The following is a 17,892-nucleotide window of genomic DNA, read 5'->3' as shown; positions in this document are numbered from 1 at the left end:
GCGAAATTTTCTGGAGTTTCCCATCGACACATAAGGCTCAGCATGGACAACGCAGACAGCAACGCAGGATTGACGCCGCGAGCGGGCACCGGGAAGACCTTCGTCGATCTGGACGGCTATAACGACACCAGCGAAATCGCCGTGGCCCCGGATGGCAAGATATGGCTGGCGGGCATGACAGGGGTAGATACGGGCTGGGAATACGAAGGCTACCGGACCTCACTGATTCGCTTCAACGCCGACGGCACCCTCGATACGACGTTCAGCGGCGACGGCAAGGTGCAGCTTCCTCACGATTATTTTCCGGGGGAAGGCTACAGTGCCGCCGTGCAGCCGGACGGAAAATATTTGCTGGTCTATCCGCAATTCACGTCCGGCATCACCATGATTCGGATCAATACCGACGGCACGTTGGATCAAGGGTTCGGTGTCAACGGCAAAGCCATCGTGCCGATGGCGTGGGGTGATTATGCCAGCGCCAGGGTACAGCCTGACGGCAAGATCCTCGTGTCGAATCATGACAGCTACGAGAACCTGTTTTCGGTCAGTCGCCTCAATGCCGACGGGACGGTCGACTCGACCTTCAATGGCGGCAACGCCATCGAATTCAACATCCCGAACATAGGCGCGCTGGAGGGATACGGATTCACCCTGCAAGCGGACGGCAAGTTGCTGGTGCCGGGTTACAACGGCGAAATGGTGGTCGCGCGCTTGAATGCCGACGGCAGCCTCGACAACAGTTTCGGTACGGACGGCCTGGTCGATACGCAGGTGGCCGGTCTGGCAGCCTCCGTCACCGTCCAGGCCGATGGCAAGATCCTGTTGGCCGGTGGCGGCGAACAAGAGGGCAGCGGTTTCGATTTCAAGATCATCAGGCTGAATCAGGACGGCAGCCTGGACACGAGTTTCGGCAATGCCGGCGTAGCGGTGCTCGACCTGACCGGGGATCGGGACATGGCCCGGGACATCACCGTCCTGGCGGACGGAAAGATCCTGGTGGCGGGACAGAGCACTTATTTCGGCAACCCTGATTTCAGCCTCATCCGGCTTAACCCCGACGGCACGCTCGACACCACCTTCGGCGCACTTGAGGGCGTGTTGCCGCGCATCGACGGAGGGCAGGGCGATGATGTCCTTTCAGGCACCTATGTCCCTGAACGACTCAGCGGCCACGCCGGCGACGACCTGCTCGATGGCGCGGGGCAACGGGACGTGCTGGAGGGCGGCGCCGGTGCCGATGTCTTTCGGATCAACACGATCGGCGACAGCTATCGCATCGACGGCCAAGTCGTGAGTGATCGCATTGCCGACTTCGACGCCAACCTGGATCGCATCGACTTGACGTCGCTGGGGTTCAGCGGGTTCGGCAATGGATTGGACGGAACCCTGGCGGTGCAAGTCAACGAGGCCGGGACGCGAACCTATCTGAAAAGCTTCGAACCGGACTGGCAGGGGAATCGTTTCGAACTGGCCTTGGACGGCGACCTGACCCAGGCCCTCAATGAGACCAACGTGATCTTTGCGCCGCACCTGATCCAGGGCACGGAATCGGCCGATCGCTTGGTGGGCTCGGTGGTCGGCGACCGGATCATCGCCGGGGCGGGCAACGATGTCGTTTCGGGCGGCAATGGGCACGATGTCATCGACGGCGGCCAGGGACGTGATGTGCTCACGGGCGGCGAAGGTTCGGATGTCTTTCGCTACGACGCCCTGGCGGACAGCTTTCGCACGGCCGACGGCAACTTCCAGGATCGGATCACTGACTTCAATCCGCTCACCGACAAGATCGATGTGTCCGCGTTGGGCTTCACCGAGCTCTGGAGCGGTTACTACACATCGCTGCGAGCGGTGGTCAGCGAAGACGGCCAGCGGACCTACCTGAAAAGCTACAACGCCGATGAAGAAGGACGGCGATTCGAGATCACCCTGGAGGGCAATGTGGCTTCGCAACTGAGCGACAATAACTTCATCTTTGCTTCCGGCGAGGACGCTTCTGCCGAGTTTCAGCTCCTGGGCGTAGCGGCTCCGGAGCAATTCGGCTAGACGACCGGCCATGCCGTGTCCTGGTCCCCGATTGTCGCCGGGGACTGGATCCGAAAACATTCTGGCCAATTGCTACACGCCCCTGTCCGGCATGATCTACGCTCCAGAGGAGGGTTATCCGGGCAGGGGGTTTCAATGCGAAGCGCACCTGAAAGCAGTCTGAAGAAAGCGCTGAAAGCCTGCCGGGAGAGTTTCATTTCTGTCGGTTTTTTCAGCTTTTTCATCAACGCGCTGATGCTGGTCCCGACCTTCTACATGCTCCAGGTGTATGGACGCGTGATCACCAGTGGAAGCCTCACGACCTTGGCGATGCTGACGCTGATCATGACCGCCCTGGTGATTACGCTCGGCTCCCTGGAATGGATTCGCTCACGGATCATGGTGCGGGTCAGTACCCGCCTGGATGTGCTGCTCAGTCGCCAGGTCTACAGGGCCAGCTTCAAACGGGCCCTGGACAGTGGCGGCATGGATGCGTCAGCCCAATCCCTCAACGACTTGACCGGCTTGCGGCAGTTTCTTTCAGGTAACGGGTTGTTCGCGTTTTTCGATGCGCCCTGGCTGCCGATCTATATCGCTGTGATGTTTCTTTTCCATCCCTGGTTTGGCTGGGTGGCGACAGGCAGCGCGCTGTTGCTGCTGGCGCTCGCCGTGCTCAACGAGCGGCTGACGGGACCGGCGCTGGCCCAGGCCAACAAGGAGCATATCGGGGCCACGCTCCACACGACGAAGAATCTGCGCAACGCCGAAGTCATCGAATCCATGGGCATGCTTGAAACCCTGATGGACCGTTGGGGACGGCGGCAGCGCAACGTGCTGCTCCTGCAGTCGTTGGCCAGCGACCGAGGCGCCATCATCAGCACGCTTTCGCGGACCTTCCGGCTCCTCGTGCAATCGCTGGTACTGGGGCTCGGGGCGTACCTGGCGGTGGACCATCAAGTGGGGGCGGGGCTGGTGTTCGCGGGATCGATACTGCTGGGGCGCGCACTGGCCCCCATCGACCTGATCATCGGCAGTTGGAAGGGGTTTATCGCCGCGCGCTCACAATATGGCCGCTTGAACGACGTTCTGGACAAGCTGCAAGCGCAACCCGAGCGCATGTCTCTGCCAGCGCCCCAAGGGCATGTCCAGGTCGAAAACCTGGTTGTCGCGGCGCCGGGCTCCAGGACGCCGATCATCAAGAACATCAGCTTCAGCGCGCCGGCCGGCTGCACGGTCGGCATCATCGGCCCCAGCGCGGCGGGAAAGTCGACCCTGGCCAGGGCGTTGATCGGCGTTTGGCCGCCGCAACACGGGGTGGTTCGGCTCGATGGTGCGGACATCAGCGCCTGGGACAAACAGGAGTTGGGTCCCTATATCGGTTACTTGCCCCAGGACATCGAATTGTTCGAAGGCACCGTCGGCGAGAACATCGCCCGTTTCGCCGAGGTCGATTCGGCGAAAGTCATCCTGGCGGCGATGACCGCCGGGGTCCACGAGATGATCCTGCTGCTACCCGACGGCTACGACACCGTCATCGGTAGCGAAGGCATCATGCTCTCGGCCGGACAACGCCAGCGCATCGGCTTGGCGCGGGCGCTGTATGGAAGCCCGCGACTGATCATCCTCGACGAGCCCAACTCCAATCTGGACGATGTCGGCGACCGCGCCCTCGCCGGTGCCGTGCAGCAGCTCAAGCTGACTGGCGCGACGTTGTTCGTCATTACCCACCGGACCAACATCGTGTCGCAGCTTGACCGGTTGATGGTGTTGAACGCCGGTGTCATCAGCATCTATGGGCCTCGCGAGCATGTCCTGGCCGAACTCAACGCGCAGCGACAGCAGGCACAGACGCCAGCCGTGCCCGCAACCTCCGGCGTGGCTTCGGTCGATGCCGGCAAGGGTGATTCCGATGAACCCTGTGGTGCCCAGTCGTCAAATTGAAAGCTTCGCCGACCTGCCAACAGCCGACCACAAGATACGCCGCCTCGGTGTGATTATCGTCGGGCTGATCTTCGGCCTGTTCGGCACCTGGGCGGCCTTCGCACCGCTCGATGGTGCGGCGTATGCGCCAGGTGTCGTCACCGTGCAGGCCTATCGCAAGACCGTCCAGCACCTGGAAGGCGGCATCGTCAAAGCGGTGTTGGCTCACGACGGCGACGTCGTCAAGCGGGATGATCCGCTGATCATCCTCGACGATGCGCAACTGCGTTTCGAATACGAGATGACCCGAAGCCAACTGATCGCCGCCAAGGCCATGGAGGCGCGGCTGATTGCCGAGCGGGACATGGCCTCGACGGTGGGCTTTGGCGACATTACCGAGCCTGAGAATGTACGGGGAATGGAGGCGCGCCAGGGCGAGCGCCGGGTATTCAGCGCCCGGCAGGGCTCGCGCCTGGGCCAGATCGCCGTGCTGCGCGAGCGCATTGGGCAGTACCGCCAGCAGATCAAGGGCCTGGAATCGATGGTCGGCACCAAGGTCCAGCTGGAGAGATCCTACAGTGGCGAAATCGGCGAGCTGTCCGAACTGCTCAAGCAAGGATTCGTCGACAAGCAGCGCTTGCTCGAACAGGAACGCAAGTTGGGATTGTTGCGTTCCGAGGTCGCCGATCATCGCTCGACCATCGACCGCACGCGCTTGCAAATCAACGAGACACAGCTGCAGATCCTGCAGATCGACAATGAATTCAGCGCTGACGTGGTCAAGCAACTGGCCGAGGTGCAGACGAAGATATACGACCTGCAGGAAAAAACCTCGGCCCTGGAGGATCGGCTCAGCCGCATAGTCATCCGCGCGCCCGAGGCGGGCATGGTGATCGACATGACGGTGCACACCATCGGCGGCATCGTGCGGCCAGCGACGCCGTTACTGGACATCGTCCCGTCGATTTCCGACCTGGTGATCGAAGCCCAGGTGGCGCCGGTGGATATCGATCGCATCGCCATCGGCAAACGGGCCGACATCCGTTTCGGCGCCTTCGACAGTGCGACCACGCCAGTGATCGAAGGCGAGGTCAGCAGCGTGTCGGCCGACCGCACGACCAACGAAAAAACCGGGACGGCCTACTACCTGACGCGAGTGCGAGTGACCCAGGAAGGCGCGCGGACCCTGGGTCAGCGCAAATTGCTGCCGGGGATGCCGGCGGATGTGTTGATTATCACAGGGCAACGCACGCTGCTGCAGTACTTGATGCAGCCGGCTCGCAATGCTCTTTCCCAATCGATGATCGAGGAATGACCATGGTCGCGTCGGCCGCTTTGCTGGGCAGTGTCTGGGTGTTGGCGGTGGGCGTCGCCGTGGCGCAAACCGAGGTCGCGGTGCCCACCGAGGTAACCGTCTCGACGTATTCCACCGACCTCATGCAGTTGTATCGCGAAGCGCGGCTGGAGGACCCGCATGTGATTGCCTCCTATGCGCAGGCAAAGGCGGGAACCGAGCACCAGCGCGAGGCGATGGGCGCACTGCTGCCGCAACTGTCGTTCAATGCCGGTTCGAATCGGATCCATCAGGAAAGCGACCTGGTGCAACGCAGTTTCGACAGCGAGAGCTACGGCCTGGTGTTGCGCCAATACCTCTACAACAAGGCCGCTTGGGAGAACTATCAAAAATTCAAGAGCCTGGCCCGGCAGTCCGAATCGCAAGCGCAGGACACCCAGGCCGAAGCCTCCGTCGAACTGGCGCAGCGCTATTTCACCGCGTTGGCCGCCGAGGACGAATTGGAACTGGTGAGGGCGGAGCGTCGCACCACGCAGAAGAGCCTGGACCGGGTCAATGCGTTGTACGAAAAGCAGTTGGCCTTGATCACCGATCAGCTGGACTTGAAGGCCCGGGTGGATCTGCTTTCAGCGCAGGAACTGGACGCCCGCAACCAGGCCAGCCTCAGCCGCGAGGCGCTGGCGGAGATTGTCGGTCGACCGGTCAAGGAACGGCTCAACCGGGTCCGCGGTGATCGGCAATTGCAGGTGTCGGCGCAGAGCCTGGAGAGCTGGGTTCGCGATGGCATCGCCTTGAATCCGGCGCTGAAGGCCAACGAAAGCGGCGTCGAAGCGGCGGGTGCGGCGTTGCGCAGCGGCAAAGGCGGGCATTATCCGACCCTGAGCCTGAACCTGAGCGCGCAACAAACCAACGAGGGCTACAACAATTCGCTGGCCCCCCGCACCGACAGCTACGTCGCGGGAATCGGCCTACAAGTGCCGCTGTACAGCGGCGGATCGACCTCGGCGCGGGTCCGTGGGCTGTATGAGGATCAGGTGGTCGCCGAGCAGCAGATGGAAGCCGTGCGGCGGCGGGTGGTCAAGGAAATCACCAGTGCCTACCTGACTGCCAATTCCAATGGTGAAAAAATCGGTGCGAACCGGTTGGCGCTGGAGTCGGCGCAGCTGTCCAGGGTGGCCGCGGAAAAAGCGCTGAGCTACGGGATGGTCAATTCAGTCGATGTGCTGGCTAGCGTACGCAACGAGTTCCGTGCCCGGCGGGATCTGCTCAAGACCCAGTATGATTTTCTCAGCAATGTCCTGACGCTCAACCGCTGGGCAGGCAGACCGCCGGCCGACAGCATCGAAAATGTGAATGGGTGGTTGAGCCCCGGCAGCGCTGGACAGGATTTTCGTTGATCGAAATCCCCCCGCGCGTTTCTCTCGTTTGGCTGATGTCCGTGGCGAGGGAGCTGTCGGCGGCTTCAAGCGGACGGCATTTCTGCCGTGAAGCCGCCTTCGCGAGCAGGCTCGCTCCCACAGGGAAACGGGACAACGCTGCCAATAATGCCGATTAATTGACGTCATCATCGTAGTTACCAACGCTGATACACCGCTCGTCGATTAATTGACGAGTCAGGAACGATGTAATTCCGCTACCCATTTCCCTTTACCAACGTTATCTCATTGATTTTTCTAGCCGATTCTCAAGTTCTCCTTAAAGCCTTCTTCCTGCGAGTGCCAAGCCGCGTCAACTAACGCCCACCTGCGGAACCGGCGTTGCGTTACGCTGGCCTAGACTCAGCCTACGGACTCGAGAGCAACGCATGATCATGTGTAAGTCGTTGATAACTATTCCTGTTTAAATGGTTTCAATGGTCTTGTTCGGCTTCCTCACACAGGCACATCCGCCGCTGGTTCACAGGACGAACCCCACCGTTTGTTGTTCAGGGGGGTATCAATATGAGACCGGACCACAGGGACCCCATACGTGTGTTATTGATCGACTGTCGCCCCCTCGTGCTCCGAGGCCTTCACGACCTGATCAATGCCAGAAAGCCACAGATGGAAGTGAGCGGCCAGGCGTCTACCTACACCAACGCCCTGGATCTGGCCGACCAGTTGCGGCCCAACGTAATTTTCTTCAGTTTCTTTCCGGACGCGCTCAATCCGCTAGAAGTTGTTGCCGGGCTTACCCGCAGTGCCGAGATGAAAGTGCTGGTACTCAAGGGACTCTACGAAGCCGTCCCGGTTGCCCAGGCGATCGAGGCCGGTGCCCGTGGCGTGGTGCTGGCCGAGGACCCGACCGAATCGATCATCCGCGCGATCATCAAGGTTCATCACCGTGACAGCGGGTCGGACAGGGCCTGGGCTGGAGGCCTCTCAGGTTATGCCTCGATCGGCCACGTACCCACCCAGTGCAACCTGGAGCAGGCGAAACAGGCGCGACTGACTCTGCGGGAGAAAGAGCTGATTCGAGCCATCGTCGGCGATCCGTCCGCCAAGTACATCAGCATCGCGGGACGCCTGGGCATCAGCGAGCACACGGTGCACAACCACCTCAGCAACATCTACCAGAAGCTCGATCTCATCAATCGGATCGACTTGCTGATGTACGCCCTCAAGCATGGGCTGACCCATAACGAGGAGCCGCCCGAGTCCACTTGGGTCGAGTTGGACTGAGCCGGGTCGGACAGACGAGTTGATTACCAAAACAATGCGGGGAGGGTTTCCAGGCCCTCCCCGCATTTTTCATGCACGCGTTACGGTCATGCGGCGCCGAGCACCACGTCGCTGCTGAGCAGGTCCACGCCGACCAGCGTGATGGTGGTGATCTGTCCTCCCGTCTCGGCGACCGTCACGATGCTGTCGGCTCCGGCGTTGTCGATTGACTGCACCACCGCCCCCTGGTCGCCGTCGAGCACCAAGGTATCGCGCAGGTTCTGGCTGACATCGAAGCCGGTGACCTGGTACGTATTCTCGGTGAATGACAGGTCGACGTTGAAGGCATCGCGCTCGCCGCCCGTGCCTGCCAGCGTGTAGCTGAACAGCGCGTCGTCGGGATTATCGGCGAAGAGGTTGGCATCGAAGACGCTCGTTGCCGTGTCACCGTCCTTGTCCGTCAATGTCGCGTTGAAGCTCAACTGGACATCGCTGGCCAGGTTCTCGGTTTCCTGGATGAACTGGATCACCGGGATCTTGATCGCGCCACGGCCCATCGTGAGCTGGACGGCATCGATCATCGCCGTGCCCTCGCGCTCGATGTCGAAGGACACTTGTCCGCCGGCCTCCGGCGTCAGGGTGTTCACTTCGATGAGGTTGGAGAAGGTGCCGTCCTCGTAGTAGATCCGGAAATACAGGTCTTCGGTCGCGGTGTTATAGCCGGCCACGGAGTTGTCGATGAAGATTTTCATGCCCGAGACCAGGCTTTCCGGGTTGATCACGAAGCTCTCATCCGCCGCGCCGATCGCCACCAGGTTGTCGCCCTGGAGCAGGTTGTTGGAGACCCCGATGCCGGAGGTGCTGACGTTCATGGCCGCCGGGTCGATGTACGACGGCAGTGGCGTGGTTTGCAGCGCGGCTTCGGTGGGATCGGCGAGTCCGACGCCGATGCCGGCGAGGATGTCCGTCGGCGAGGCGAGGGCTTTTGCCGAGAAGAACACGATTTCCTCGGAGGCTGATGGAATGGCCGGGTTGTTGGTTTCCGGGATCAGCAAGGTACGCACCGGATCCGGGCCGCCGGCACCGAGGGCGCCGTCCGCGCTGCTGCGCACGATGGTCGAACTGAAACCCTGCACCAGGTCCAGCGCGTAGCTGCCATTAGCGTAGGCGGTGAGTGTGTAGTCGACCGAGGTGTCCGCGGTGGCGGCATTGTTGTCGAAGTCACCGGTCAGCGTGCCCGCGAAGTGGTAGGCGCCGTTTCCGTCCGGGGAGGGCGCCTGTTCGGTGAGCGTACCGGTTCCGGTGGTGGTCGTGTCGTCGGGCCTGACCAGGGTGAACTGGCCGTTCACCAAGGAAATGTCCAGACCGGCCGCACCGAGTCCATCGGCGCCGGCGGACTGGTTCCAGAAGCCATATTGCGGCAGGACGCTTCCGGTACCGATCAAATTGCCGAACGCAACGGAGGGAGCGTCGTCCTCGAATATCAGGTTCTGGCCGATGTTCAGTGTCGCCTGGGCGCTGTCGCCGTCCTTGTCGGTCTTGATCGCCGTGAGTGTGACCAGGCTGTCCGAGGACAGGCTTTTAGCGTCATCGGGGTTGGTCGCGTCGGGATGCACCATCGCCCGGATCTGATCCAGTGTGACGTCGCCGTTAGTGGCGACGCTGACGGTAAACGCCAACAGGTTGGTAGTGGCTGTTCGGCCTTCCACCACATTGCCATTGAGCGACAGGTTGATCGCTTCGCCCGTGGCCGTGTCGGTCATGCCGGAAGGCCCCGCCACCACGCCCAAGGCGTAGGTCAGTGTACCGGCCCCGTCGGCGCCATACGCCGAAAGGAAGTTGGCGGCGAAGTTCTGCGTGGCATTGGTCGCCAATACGGTCTCGTCTACCGTCAGCGTTGGTTCCGTACCCGTGGTGCTGACGCTGGGGCCGTCATCCTTGAACGAGAGGTTCTGGCCGATGTTGAGCGTCGTCTGGGCGCTGTCGCCGTCCTTGTCGGTGATGTTTGCGGTCAGCGTGACCAGGTTATCCGAGGTCAAGGTCTTGGCATCGTCGGGATTGTTGGTGTCGGGGTGCACGACCGCCCGGATCTGATCCAGCGTGACGTCACCGTTGGTGGCAACGCTGACGGTGAACACCAGAGCGTTGGTGGTGGCCGTGCGACCTTCCACCACCGTGCCGTTGAGCGACAGGTTAACCGCTTCGCCCGTCGCGGTGTCGGTCAGTCCGGAAGCGCCCGCCACCACGCCCAAGGCATAGGTCAGCGTGCCGGCACCGTCGGCGCCGTAGGATGGATTGAAATTGGCGGCGTAGTTCTGGGTGGCGTCAGTCGCCAGGGCCGTCTCGTCCACCGTCAGCGTTGGCTCCGAGCCAGTCGTATTGACGCTTGGACCGTCGTCTTTGAACGAAAGGTTCTGGCCGATGTTGAGCGTCGCCTGGACGCTGTCGCCATCACCGTCGGTCTTGGTCGCCGTGAGTTTGACCAGGTCGTCGGAGGTCAGTGTCGTGGCGTCATCGGGATTGGTGGTATCGGGATGCACCACGGCCCGGAGCTGGTCCAGCGTGACATCGCCATTGCTGGCGACGCTGACGGTGAACACCAGCTCATGGGTCGTCGCCGTTCGGCCTTCCACCACCGTGCCGTTGAGGGACAGGTTGACCGCCTCGCCGGTGGCGGTGTCCGTCAACCCGGAAGCGCCGGCTACCACGCTCAGGGCGTAGGCCAGCGTACCGGCCCCGTCGGCCCCGTACGCGGAGACGAAGTTGGCGGCGAAGTTCTGTGTGGCATTGGTGGCCAGGACTGTCTCGTCCACCGTCAGCGTGGGTTCGGTGCCGGTGGTGCTGATGCTGGGCCCATCGTCTTCGAAGATGATCTTCGAGCCGATTTCGGTTTTAGCCACCGACGCCTGGACCAACGTGAAGCCACCGATATCGAAGTCAGCGTGGTTATTGCCCTTGGCATCGAGCGCTGCGCCGTTTTCGATCAATACCCGATTGTGGTCCGCCGTCGTGGTGTATTCGATCTGGTAGCCGGCCTGGACCCCGGTAATGGTTGCGACCCCAGAGGCGAAGCTGATGACGATGCCCGCGTCGTTGGCCGTACCGTCCGAGTTCTCGACGACCACACCCGTGGCGATGTTGATGACGCGCACGTTGGTAATCGCCACGGAGGCATCACCGACATAACCGTTGACGAAATTCGTTCCGGATTCCGCCGCGGTGCTGAAGGCGCTGATCTTCACCACCGCCGTCTTGCCGCTTTGCAACTGCACCACGTCGAAGTTGGCCATCTTCGTATCGAAGACATCGGTGAAATCGATGTTGGACTCCACGTCCGCTTCGTTCTGGTCAAGGTTGGGGATGGTCATGTCCTGCCGGGCACCGGTGACGAAGGAGTAACGAATCCCTTCCTGCTCGACGATCATCTGATTGTTGGTGCCGAACGTGGTCGGCCCACCGGCCTGGCTGGTGTTGATGGTGTCGCCGGTATTGATATTGACCCCGGTAGACTGGTCGGCAGGGTCTTTACCGGTGGCGATGATGGTGGGGTCGGTGATTCGCAGCACGCCGTTGACCAGTTCGGTCGTAGGGTTCGTCGTGGTGTACATCAGGAACAGATTCTGGCCGGAAGGCGCTCCGGCCAGGCTGAACTCCAGATCCTGGCTGGCACCGACGAAGACTTTGTCGAGCAGGTTGACTGCGTCGTCGGGGTTGGTCGTGACCGGTTGCGCCAGCGGTTGGTAAAGCACGGTCCAGATTTTGCCACCGGTGGCGGTTTCATCGATGTAGGCGGCGAAGACGATTGCACCGCTGGGTCCGCCGGCCCGGCCGAGGACAATGTTGTCGTTGGTATCGGTGTACAGCAGGATATTGGCGCCGCCAAGCGTATCCAGCCCGCTGTCGACGCCATTGAGAGGCGCGCCATCGCTGCCGACGAAGCTGATGCCGGTCACCACGGCCCCGGGGGCGGCGTTGAGGGTGAAGGCATCGCTGCCGGTGTTGCCTACCGCGCCGGTATAGCCACTCAGGGCCGCGCCGGTCGCCGTGCCAGCGCCCAGTGCGGTCAGGCGACTGGCGAAGGTCGAGGGCAGGGAGGCTACCAGAATGTCGTTGTCGTCGGCGTCACCTGCCGGGGCGGGGGTGGCAGCGGCATTCTGCAAGTTGGCGGTTTCGTCCAATGTGACGTTCACGCCGGTTGCCACGACGCCAAGGCCGGTGTTGATGCTTGATGCGTCTAGCGAGGTCGGATCACTCAGCAGTGATGAGTCTTGCTCGCGAATAGTCATGACTTTCTCCAGAGCATGCGGTCATCAAGGCCTGACCGTTGACCATTGATCGCAACTATGGATAAGCGCGGGGTGATTGCGCATCGGCCGATACTCCCAAGCGGTGCAGGAGTTTCGGACTAGGACGGTGATAGGCGTTGCAAGCCGGGCCAGGAGGCTCGCGGTCGTGAAAATGTCGGAACTATCGCTTTGGCGGCACGATCAGTTTCCTAGGTATCAATCAACGCGCCCAGGCCGGCCATTTTCCTATGGCAATACCCACCAGGGACGCTGAACGATAAGGAGCTGTCATGACCGTTACCGCCCATCCTTACTACCGAAGCACGCCAGGGCCGCTGCATGCGGTCCTGCTTGCCGGCACGGTTCCGCTGTTTCTCGGCGGCCTGCTCAGCGATATCGCCTACTACAAGACCTACCAGATCCAATGGAGCAACTTCGCTTCCTGGCTGATCGCCGGCGGGCTGCTGTTCTGTGGGCTGGCGTTGTTGTTCGCGCTGGTCAACCTGATCCGCGCGGAGCGCAAGGCCGGGCGTCCGGTAGGGTATTTCCTGCTATTGCTCGCCACGTGGGTGCTGGGGCTGGTCAACGCCTTCGAGCACGCCAAGGATGCCTGGGCCGTGATGCCCCAGGGTCTGGCGCTGTCCGTCGTGGTGACCCTGCTGGCCTGCGTGGCGGCCTGGGTCGGACTGACCAGCCTGCGTTCGGGAGGTGAACAATGAAGCCTCGCATCGCATTGACGGCCGTGAGCATGGCACTCTTGCTGAGCGCCTGCGGAGGTGAAGGGGACGCCACCCAAGCACGCGGCCCGGACCCGAAGTTGCCGGAGCCTCAGCGTAGCCTCTTGCCCAGCATGAAAATTGCCGAGCCGGTGGCTTGGGGGGACCAGAAGCCAACCGTGCCCCAGGGCTACGAAATTACCGCCATCGCCACCGACTTGAAGATCCCGCGCCAGACACTTGTCTTGCCCAATGGCGATATCCTGGTGGCCGAGGGCCGTGGTGGTAACGCGGCGAAGCTCAAGCCCAAGGACGTGATCGCCAGCGTCATCAAGGCCAAGGGCAACACCCAGGTCAAGGGCGGCAACCGCCTGACACTGTTGCGCGACGCCGATGGCGACGGCACTTACGAACTGAAGACGGTCTTCGCCGAAAACCTCAACGCGCCCTACGGCCTGGCATTCGCGAACGGCAAGTTGTACGTGGCGAACCAGGACGCGCTGGTTCGCTTCGATTATCAGGACGGCCAGACCAAGGCGAGCGGGGCGCCCGTCAAAGTCACCGACTTGCCATCGGCGATCAACCATCACTGGACCAAATCGCTGGCCGTCAGCCCTGACGGACGCTCGCTGTATGTCGGTATCGGCTCGAACAGCAACATCACCGAGCGCGGCATGGAAGTCGAGATCGACCGGGCGATGGTCTGGCAGATCGACGCCGAGACCGGCGCCCATCGGCCTTATGCGACTGGCCTGCGCAACCCGACGGCGTTGAAAATCGAGCCTGGGTCCGGGCAGTTGTGGGCGGTGGTCAACGAACGGGACGAACTGGGGCCGGACCTGGTGCCGGACTACCTGACTTCGGTGCGCGAAGGCGCGTTCTACGGCTGGCCGTACAGCTATTGGGGGCAGAACGTCGATCCACGGGCGCAGCCGCAGGATCCGCAAAAAGTCGCCGCTGCGGTCAAGCCCGATTACAGCCTGGGCTCCCATGTCGCCGCCCTGGGTGTCGATTTTTCCATTGCGGCCATGGGCGAGAAATTCGCCGAAGGCGCATTCGTTGGCGAGCACGGCAGTTGGAACCGTGACCAGCCGGTGGGCTACAAGGTGATCTTCGTGCCGTTCAGCAACGGTCGGCCTTCGGGTGAGCCGGTCGATTTCGCGACGGGCTTCCGCGGCTCCGATGGCAAGACCCGTGGCCGGCCGGTGGGGGTGACGGTGGATCCGCGTGGTGCGCTGATCATTGCCGATGACTTGGCGAATACCGTGTGGCGGGTTACCCGCAAGCCGTGAGCTTGAACCTGGTTCTGGTGAGGGCACCGCATTTCGCCTGTGGGAGCGGGCTTGCTCGCGAAGGCGGTGTTCCCGTCGATGAAAATGCTGGATGTACCGGCCTCTTCGCGGGCAAGCCCGCTCCCACAGGGGCCGGTGAGCACACATTGGAAACGAACTTCTGTGGCGACCACCTCCGGTCCATCGGTTTGAACTCACCCCCCATAGGCCGTTCCAAATTCATTCATTCAAACCCAAGGCCCCCGCTGCGCAATGCCCAGAATCCTTACCCAGCAAACCCCGGAAGAAGAACTGACCGAACACAAGGCCAAGCTCTTCGGATCCCCCAAGGAACGACTGGATTTCTATCGCCGGGAAATCCAGTACGAAACCAGCATCCTCGCCAATCGGACCGACGCCTACCTGGCCGCCCAATCCTTCCTGGTGATCGCGTTCGCTTCGTGCATGGCCAACCTGAACCCTGAATGGGGCAAGCTCTTCACGCTGATCGTGCCGCCGTTCCTGGCGCTGCTCGGTTTCTTGAGCTCGCTCAATGCCTGGCCGGGCATTCGCGCGGCTTATGAAATCATCGACCATTGGCATTTCAAGCAAAGCGAATTGCTGCGCAGTGAACCGCTGATGGGCCTGGCCTACGATGAATCGCCGCTGTTCAGCGAGCGGGAGTCGACCCACAAGGGGTATCGCAAGTCACTGTTGTTTTCGGTGCGCACACCGTGGATTTTTGCGGCGTTCTGGGTGTTGCTCGGGGTCTACTCGGTGTTTATCCAGGTCAGCGATCCCGGTGGTTGATCGCTGAGCCTCGCTTTTGCTGGCGCTCATACCACGCCAGTGCAGGTTGGGTGCTCACTCCGTGGGCCAGGATGCTCAGGGCAACTACTGACAAGGTCAGGTCGATGCACAGGCGCGCGGCCTCGGGCTGCAGGTCATGGTTCAGGGCATAGAACAGGTAGAACAGGCTGCCGATGCCGCGTATGCCAAACCAGCCGATCAACAGCCGTTGCGGGTGGTCCAGCAGTCTTCCCCATGGCATCGCCAACACACTCAGCGGGCGAATCACCGCGAAAAGCAAGGCGCCAATCGCCAGGGCCCGCCAGTCCCAATGATTCGCCAGGACCACCCCCAGAAGCGTCACCAGGAACACTTCCATCGAACGCTCCACCAGACTGCCGAACGCCAGCATGTCGCCCATCATCACGCCGGCCGCCAGTTGGCCTTCATCCAAGGCCTGGGTGTCGCCGTGCACTGCCTGCTCGGGATCGACGGCTTCGTGGCCGACCACCGGCTGCACCAGGTGCTCGGCGGGCGGCGCGTTTTCATCGGTGGACTGGACCTCTGCCTGTCGTAGCCCCAGGCCCGCGGCGAAAACCGAGAGAAAACCGTAGCCCTGGACCGATTCCGCCGCGACATAGGCCAGGGCGATCAAGGCCAGGGCCAGGTAGTCGTTGGGGGACAGCGTGCTGTCGGCGTTCTTGAGGCGCATCGACAAGGTCAGCTTGCCGATGCCACGGCCCAGCCAATAGCCGATCAGCAAGCCCACCGGCACCGCCCAAAGCACGTTGCGCAACGCCCATTCGCCGAGAAACCCGCTGTCGTCCTCGCGCAACATCAGCAGACCCAGGATGACGAAGGGAAACGCCGTGCCATCGTTCAATCCGGCTTCCCCGGACAGGCCGAAGCGCACCCGGTCATCATCCCGGGCATCGTTGACCTGCACCAACGCCGCCAGCACTGGATCGGTGGGCGCCAGCATCGCGCCGATCAGCAACGACAGCGCCCAACCGAGCCCAAACAGGTAATGCAACGCCAGGCAGAGCCCGGCAATCGTCAGGATCATCACCGGACCTGCGAGCCCATACGCCACTCGCCAACTGCGGTTCTTCAACGGCAAACGCAGCTTGAGCCCGCTGACGAATAGCGAAAACACCACGGCGACTTCCGTCAGGTGCTCCATCCACACCGAAGAGTCATCGACTCCCAGCCTCAGCAGTCCAAGCCCCGCCGGGCCGATGGCAACCCCCAGCGCCAGGCAAACCGCGGAAGTGGTCACGGGCATCCAGCGCAGGTAGGAGGCGGTCAGGGCCAAGGTCAGCAAGACCGCACCGAGCACGGCTACCCACACTGTGAAGATCATGGTTGCTCCTTGGATAACGGTGCTTCACCTGGACGGGCTTGCTTCATTCGAGGGCCACGGCGAAGCGAGGGTTCCGCCGCAAATCGCCTGCGTCCCGTTTATCCGACCGCTTTTCGGTCCAGGGGAATTTTTTGCCGTTCGCAAGGCTCTGCAATGGAAGAGACGTGCTGATTCAGCGTCCTGCCGAGAACCCGAGAGGCCCTTATGACTGCGCTGACACCCCTTCAATCCCGGCCTGCCATTGCGCAACCGATGACCGCTGCCGGCAATGTGCGCCAATGCTACGAACGACTGCTGCAAGGGCCTGACGATGCTGACAAGCAAGCTGTCGCCCAAGCCTTCCTGCAACCTTGCCTTGAAGAGGCGAGCGCATTGCCCCAGGAAATCCCCGACGACCCCGCGGCATTGCTGGCCTGGGTCGAGCAGCACAGCGCGGGCGTGGCCCGGCAATACGCCGACTACCTAGAACGGCGCAAGAGCGGTGGCCCCCGGGAGTTCTTCAGTAGCAAGGCCCATGCCTTGTATTTTCTCCAGGCCGTGGCGCCAACCAAACTGGTGGACGGCGCCTGGCTGTATGGCGTACTCCAACACTGGCATGACCATCGCTTCGAAGGGTTGCTGTGCACCTATCTGGAAGAGCTTGGGGATGGCGTTCCCGCGCAGAACCATGTCGTGCTCTACCGCAAGCTGCTGGCCGAACACGGCTTGCAGGATATGCCCGACATCGAGGACGAGCGCTATCTGCAAGGCGCGGTTCAATTGGCCCTCGGCTATGCCGGCGACGAGTACCTGCCCGAAGTCATCGGCTACAACCTCGGTTACGAGCAACTGCCGCTGCATCTGCTGATCAGCGCCTATGAGCTGAGCGAACTCGACATCGATCCCTATTACTTCACCCTCCACGTGACCATCGACAACGCCAGCACCGGTCACGCCCACAAGGCCGTGCAATCGCTGCTGCAATTGATGCCGATGGAGGCGGGGCGTGAATCGTTCTGGCAGCGCGTCACCTTGGGCTATCGCCTCAACGACCTGGGGCAGGGCAGCCGGGCGATCACCGAATCGTTTGACCTGGAGCGTGAAGTGCTCGACATGCTGGAACGCAAGCGCCCGTTCGGCCAGCACATGCATTCCGACTACTGCAAGTTCGAAGGCAAGACCGTCAACCAATGGCTGGCGGAGCCGGGGCAACTGGAGGGTTTTTTGAACGCCATGCAGAACAAGGGATGGATCAAGCGCCACGAAGACCCGCAGAACAGCCGCTTCTGGACCCTGATCGAAGGCGCGGGCGCGGCCATGTTCGGCGTCTTCAGCCCGTATGAAAAGCAGTTGCTGCACGATTGGATTGCGGGTGACTGGCTGGATCAACGCGGTCGCCCCGGCGCCCGCCGTCCCCACGGCGGGGCGCATGAGTCGCCGGCACCGGCCCAAGACCCGGATGTGTTGAACCTGCAGCAGACGCTGCGGGGCAAGGCCCCCCGTGAGCAAATGCAGATGCTGATGCCCTGGCTTTCGGCCCGTTGCCACAGCCATCCGGCCGGGTTGTTCGCGACCCGTCGGTTCATCGAACTCAAGTCCGCCCTTCGTTAGGA

The 17,892-nt window shown here is 62.0% G+C and carries 11 protein-coding genes; 9 read left to right on the top strand and 2 right to left on the bottom strand.

The features are described from left to right. The first annotated feature begins 42 nt into the window (after positions 1 to 42). The 5 genes from KSS97_RS16075 (at position 43) to KSS97_RS16055 (ending at position 7,896) form a co-directional block, all read left to right on the top strand. The gene (locus KSS97_RS16075; RefSeq protein ID WP_217859598.1) at positions 43 to 2,043 is read left to right on the top strand and encodes a M10 family metallopeptidase C-terminal domain-containing protein; all 2,001 of its coding nucleotides are present in this window, start codon (positions 43 to 45) and stop codon (positions 2,041 to 2,043) included. Between the two features lie 135 nt (positions 2,044 to 2,178). Further along, the gene (locus KSS97_RS16070; RefSeq protein WP_198796805.1) at positions 2,179 to 3,963 is read left to right on the top strand and encodes a type I secretion system permease/ATPase; all 1,785 of its coding nucleotides are present in this window, start codon (positions 2,179 to 2,181) and stop codon (positions 3,961 to 3,963) included. Then, positions 3,932 to 5,257, top strand: a complete 1,326-nt coding sequence (locus KSS97_RS16065; RefSeq protein WP_198796806.1) for an HlyD family type I secretion periplasmic adaptor subunit — start codon at positions 3,932 to 3,934, stop codon at positions 5,255 to 5,257. The genes KSS97_RS16070 and KSS97_RS16065 overlap by 32 nt, the downstream gene beginning before the upstream one ends. 2 nt (positions 5,258 to 5,259) lie before the next feature. Beyond that, the gene (locus KSS97_RS16060) at positions 5,260 to 6,633 is read left to right on the top strand and encodes a TolC family outer membrane protein (RefSeq protein WP_217859597.1); all 1,374 of its coding nucleotides are present in this window, start codon (positions 5,260 to 5,262) and stop codon (positions 6,631 to 6,633) included. A gap of 543 nt (positions 6,634 to 7,176) precedes the next feature. Next, complete coding sequence (locus KSS97_RS16055; protein WP_198796808.1) at positions 7,177 to 7,896, top strand: response regulator transcription factor; 720 nt, start codon at positions 7,177 to 7,179, stop codon at positions 7,894 to 7,896. Between the two features lie 86 nt (positions 7,897 to 7,982). Here KSS97_RS16055 and KSS97_RS16050 read toward each other — a convergent pair whose 3' ends face one another. Then, entirely contained in the window at positions 7,983 to 12,161 is a 4,179-nt protein-coding gene (locus tag KSS97_RS16050) for a DUF5801 repeats-in-toxin domain-containing protein (protein ID WP_217859596.1), read from the bottom strand. Positions 12,162 to 12,451: 290 nt separating this feature from the next. Between KSS97_RS16050 and KSS97_RS16045 the strand changes: the two genes are divergently transcribed. From KSS97_RS16045 to KSS97_RS16035, 3 genes are all read left to right on the top strand, one after another. Next, positions 12,452 to 12,880 carry a DUF2231 domain-containing protein gene (locus KSS97_RS16045; RefSeq protein ID WP_217859595.1) on the top strand — a complete coding sequence of 143 codons (429 nt, stop codon included), beginning with the start codon at positions 12,452 to 12,454 and terminating at the stop codon, positions 12,878 to 12,880. Beyond that, positions 12,877 to 14,169, top strand: coding sequence for a PQQ-dependent sugar dehydrogenase (locus tag KSS97_RS16040; protein ID WP_030140607.1), 1,293 nt, complete (start codon positions 12,877 to 12,879; stop codon positions 14,167 to 14,169). Before KSS97_RS16045 ends, KSS97_RS16040 begins: the two co-directional genes overlap by 4 nt. Before the next feature lie 252 nt (positions 14,170 to 14,421). Next, entirely contained in the window at positions 14,422 to 14,958 is a 537-nt protein-coding gene (locus KSS97_RS16035) for a hypothetical protein (protein ID WP_030140608.1), read from the top strand. Here KSS97_RS16035 and KSS97_RS16030 read toward each other — a convergent pair. Further along, positions 14,939 to 16,300 (bottom strand): cation:proton antiporter, encoded by a 1,362-nt coding sequence (locus KSS97_RS16030; RefSeq protein ID WP_217859594.1) that lies wholly within the window; start codon positions 16,298 to 16,300, stop codon positions 14,939 to 14,941. The two genes, KSS97_RS16035 and KSS97_RS16030, sit on opposite strands and share 20 nt — an antisense overlap. A gap of 204 nt (positions 16,301 to 16,504) precedes the next feature. On the opposite strand from KSS97_RS16030, the gene KSS97_RS16025 reads away from it, so the two are divergent. After that, positions 16,505 to 17,890 (top strand): iron-containing redox enzyme family protein, encoded by a 1,386-nt coding sequence (locus KSS97_RS16025; protein ID WP_217859593.1) that lies wholly within the window; start codon positions 16,505 to 16,507, stop codon positions 17,888 to 17,890. The last annotated feature ends 2 nt before the right edge of the window (positions 17,891 to 17,892 follow it).

The sequence above is a fragment of the Pseudomonas alvandae genome (assembly GCF_019141525.1).
Taxonomy (GTDB): Bacteria; Pseudomonadota; Gammaproteobacteria; order Pseudomonadales; family Pseudomonadaceae; genus Aquipseudomonas; species Aquipseudomonas alvandae.
The sequence above is the reverse complement of the archived record's forward strand: the minus strand, read 5'-3'. Positions and strand labels throughout refer to the sequence as shown.

Bases quoted from the DNA above. Each gene is read 5' to 3' on its own strand.
- KSS97_RS16075 (WP_217859598.1), top strand. From the start codon at position 43: ATGGACAACGCAGACAGCAACGCAGGATTGACGCCGCGAGCGGGCACC.
- KSS97_RS16055 (WP_198796808.1), top strand. From the start codon at position 7,177: ATGAGACCGGACCACAGGGACCCCATACGTGTGTTATTGATCGACTGT.
- KSS97_RS16045 (WP_217859595.1), top strand. From the start codon at position 12,452: ATGACCGTTACCGCCCATCCTTACTACCGAAGCACGCCAGGGCCGCTG.
- KSS97_RS16070 (WP_198796805.1), top strand. From the start codon at position 2,179: ATGCGAAGCGCACCTGAAAGCAGTCTGAAGAAAGCGCTGAAAGCCTGC.
- KSS97_RS16030 (WP_217859594.1), bottom strand. From the start codon at position 16,300: ATGATCTTCACAGTGTGGGTAGCCGTGCTCGGTGCGGTCTTGCTGACC.
- KSS97_RS16040 (WP_030140607.1), top strand. From the start codon at position 12,877: ATGAAGCCTCGCATCGCATTGACGGCCGTGAGCATGGCACTCTTGCTG.
- KSS97_RS16035 (WP_030140608.1), top strand. From the start codon at position 14,422: ATGCCCAGAATCCTTACCCAGCAAACCCCGGAAGAAGAACTGACCGAA.
- KSS97_RS16025 (WP_217859593.1), top strand. From the start codon at position 16,505: ATGACTGCGCTGACACCCCTTCAATCCCGGCCTGCCATTGCGCAACCG.
- KSS97_RS16060 (WP_217859597.1), top strand. From the start codon at position 5,260: ATGGTCGCGTCGGCCGCTTTGCTGGGCAGTGTCTGGGTGTTGGCGGTG.
- KSS97_RS16050 (WP_217859596.1), bottom strand. From the start codon at position 12,161: ATGACTATTCGCGAGCAAGACTCATCACTGCTGAGTGATCCGACCTCG.
- KSS97_RS16065 (WP_198796806.1), top strand. From the start codon at position 3,932: ATGAACCCTGTGGTGCCCAGTCGTCAAATTGAAAGCTTCGCCGACCTG.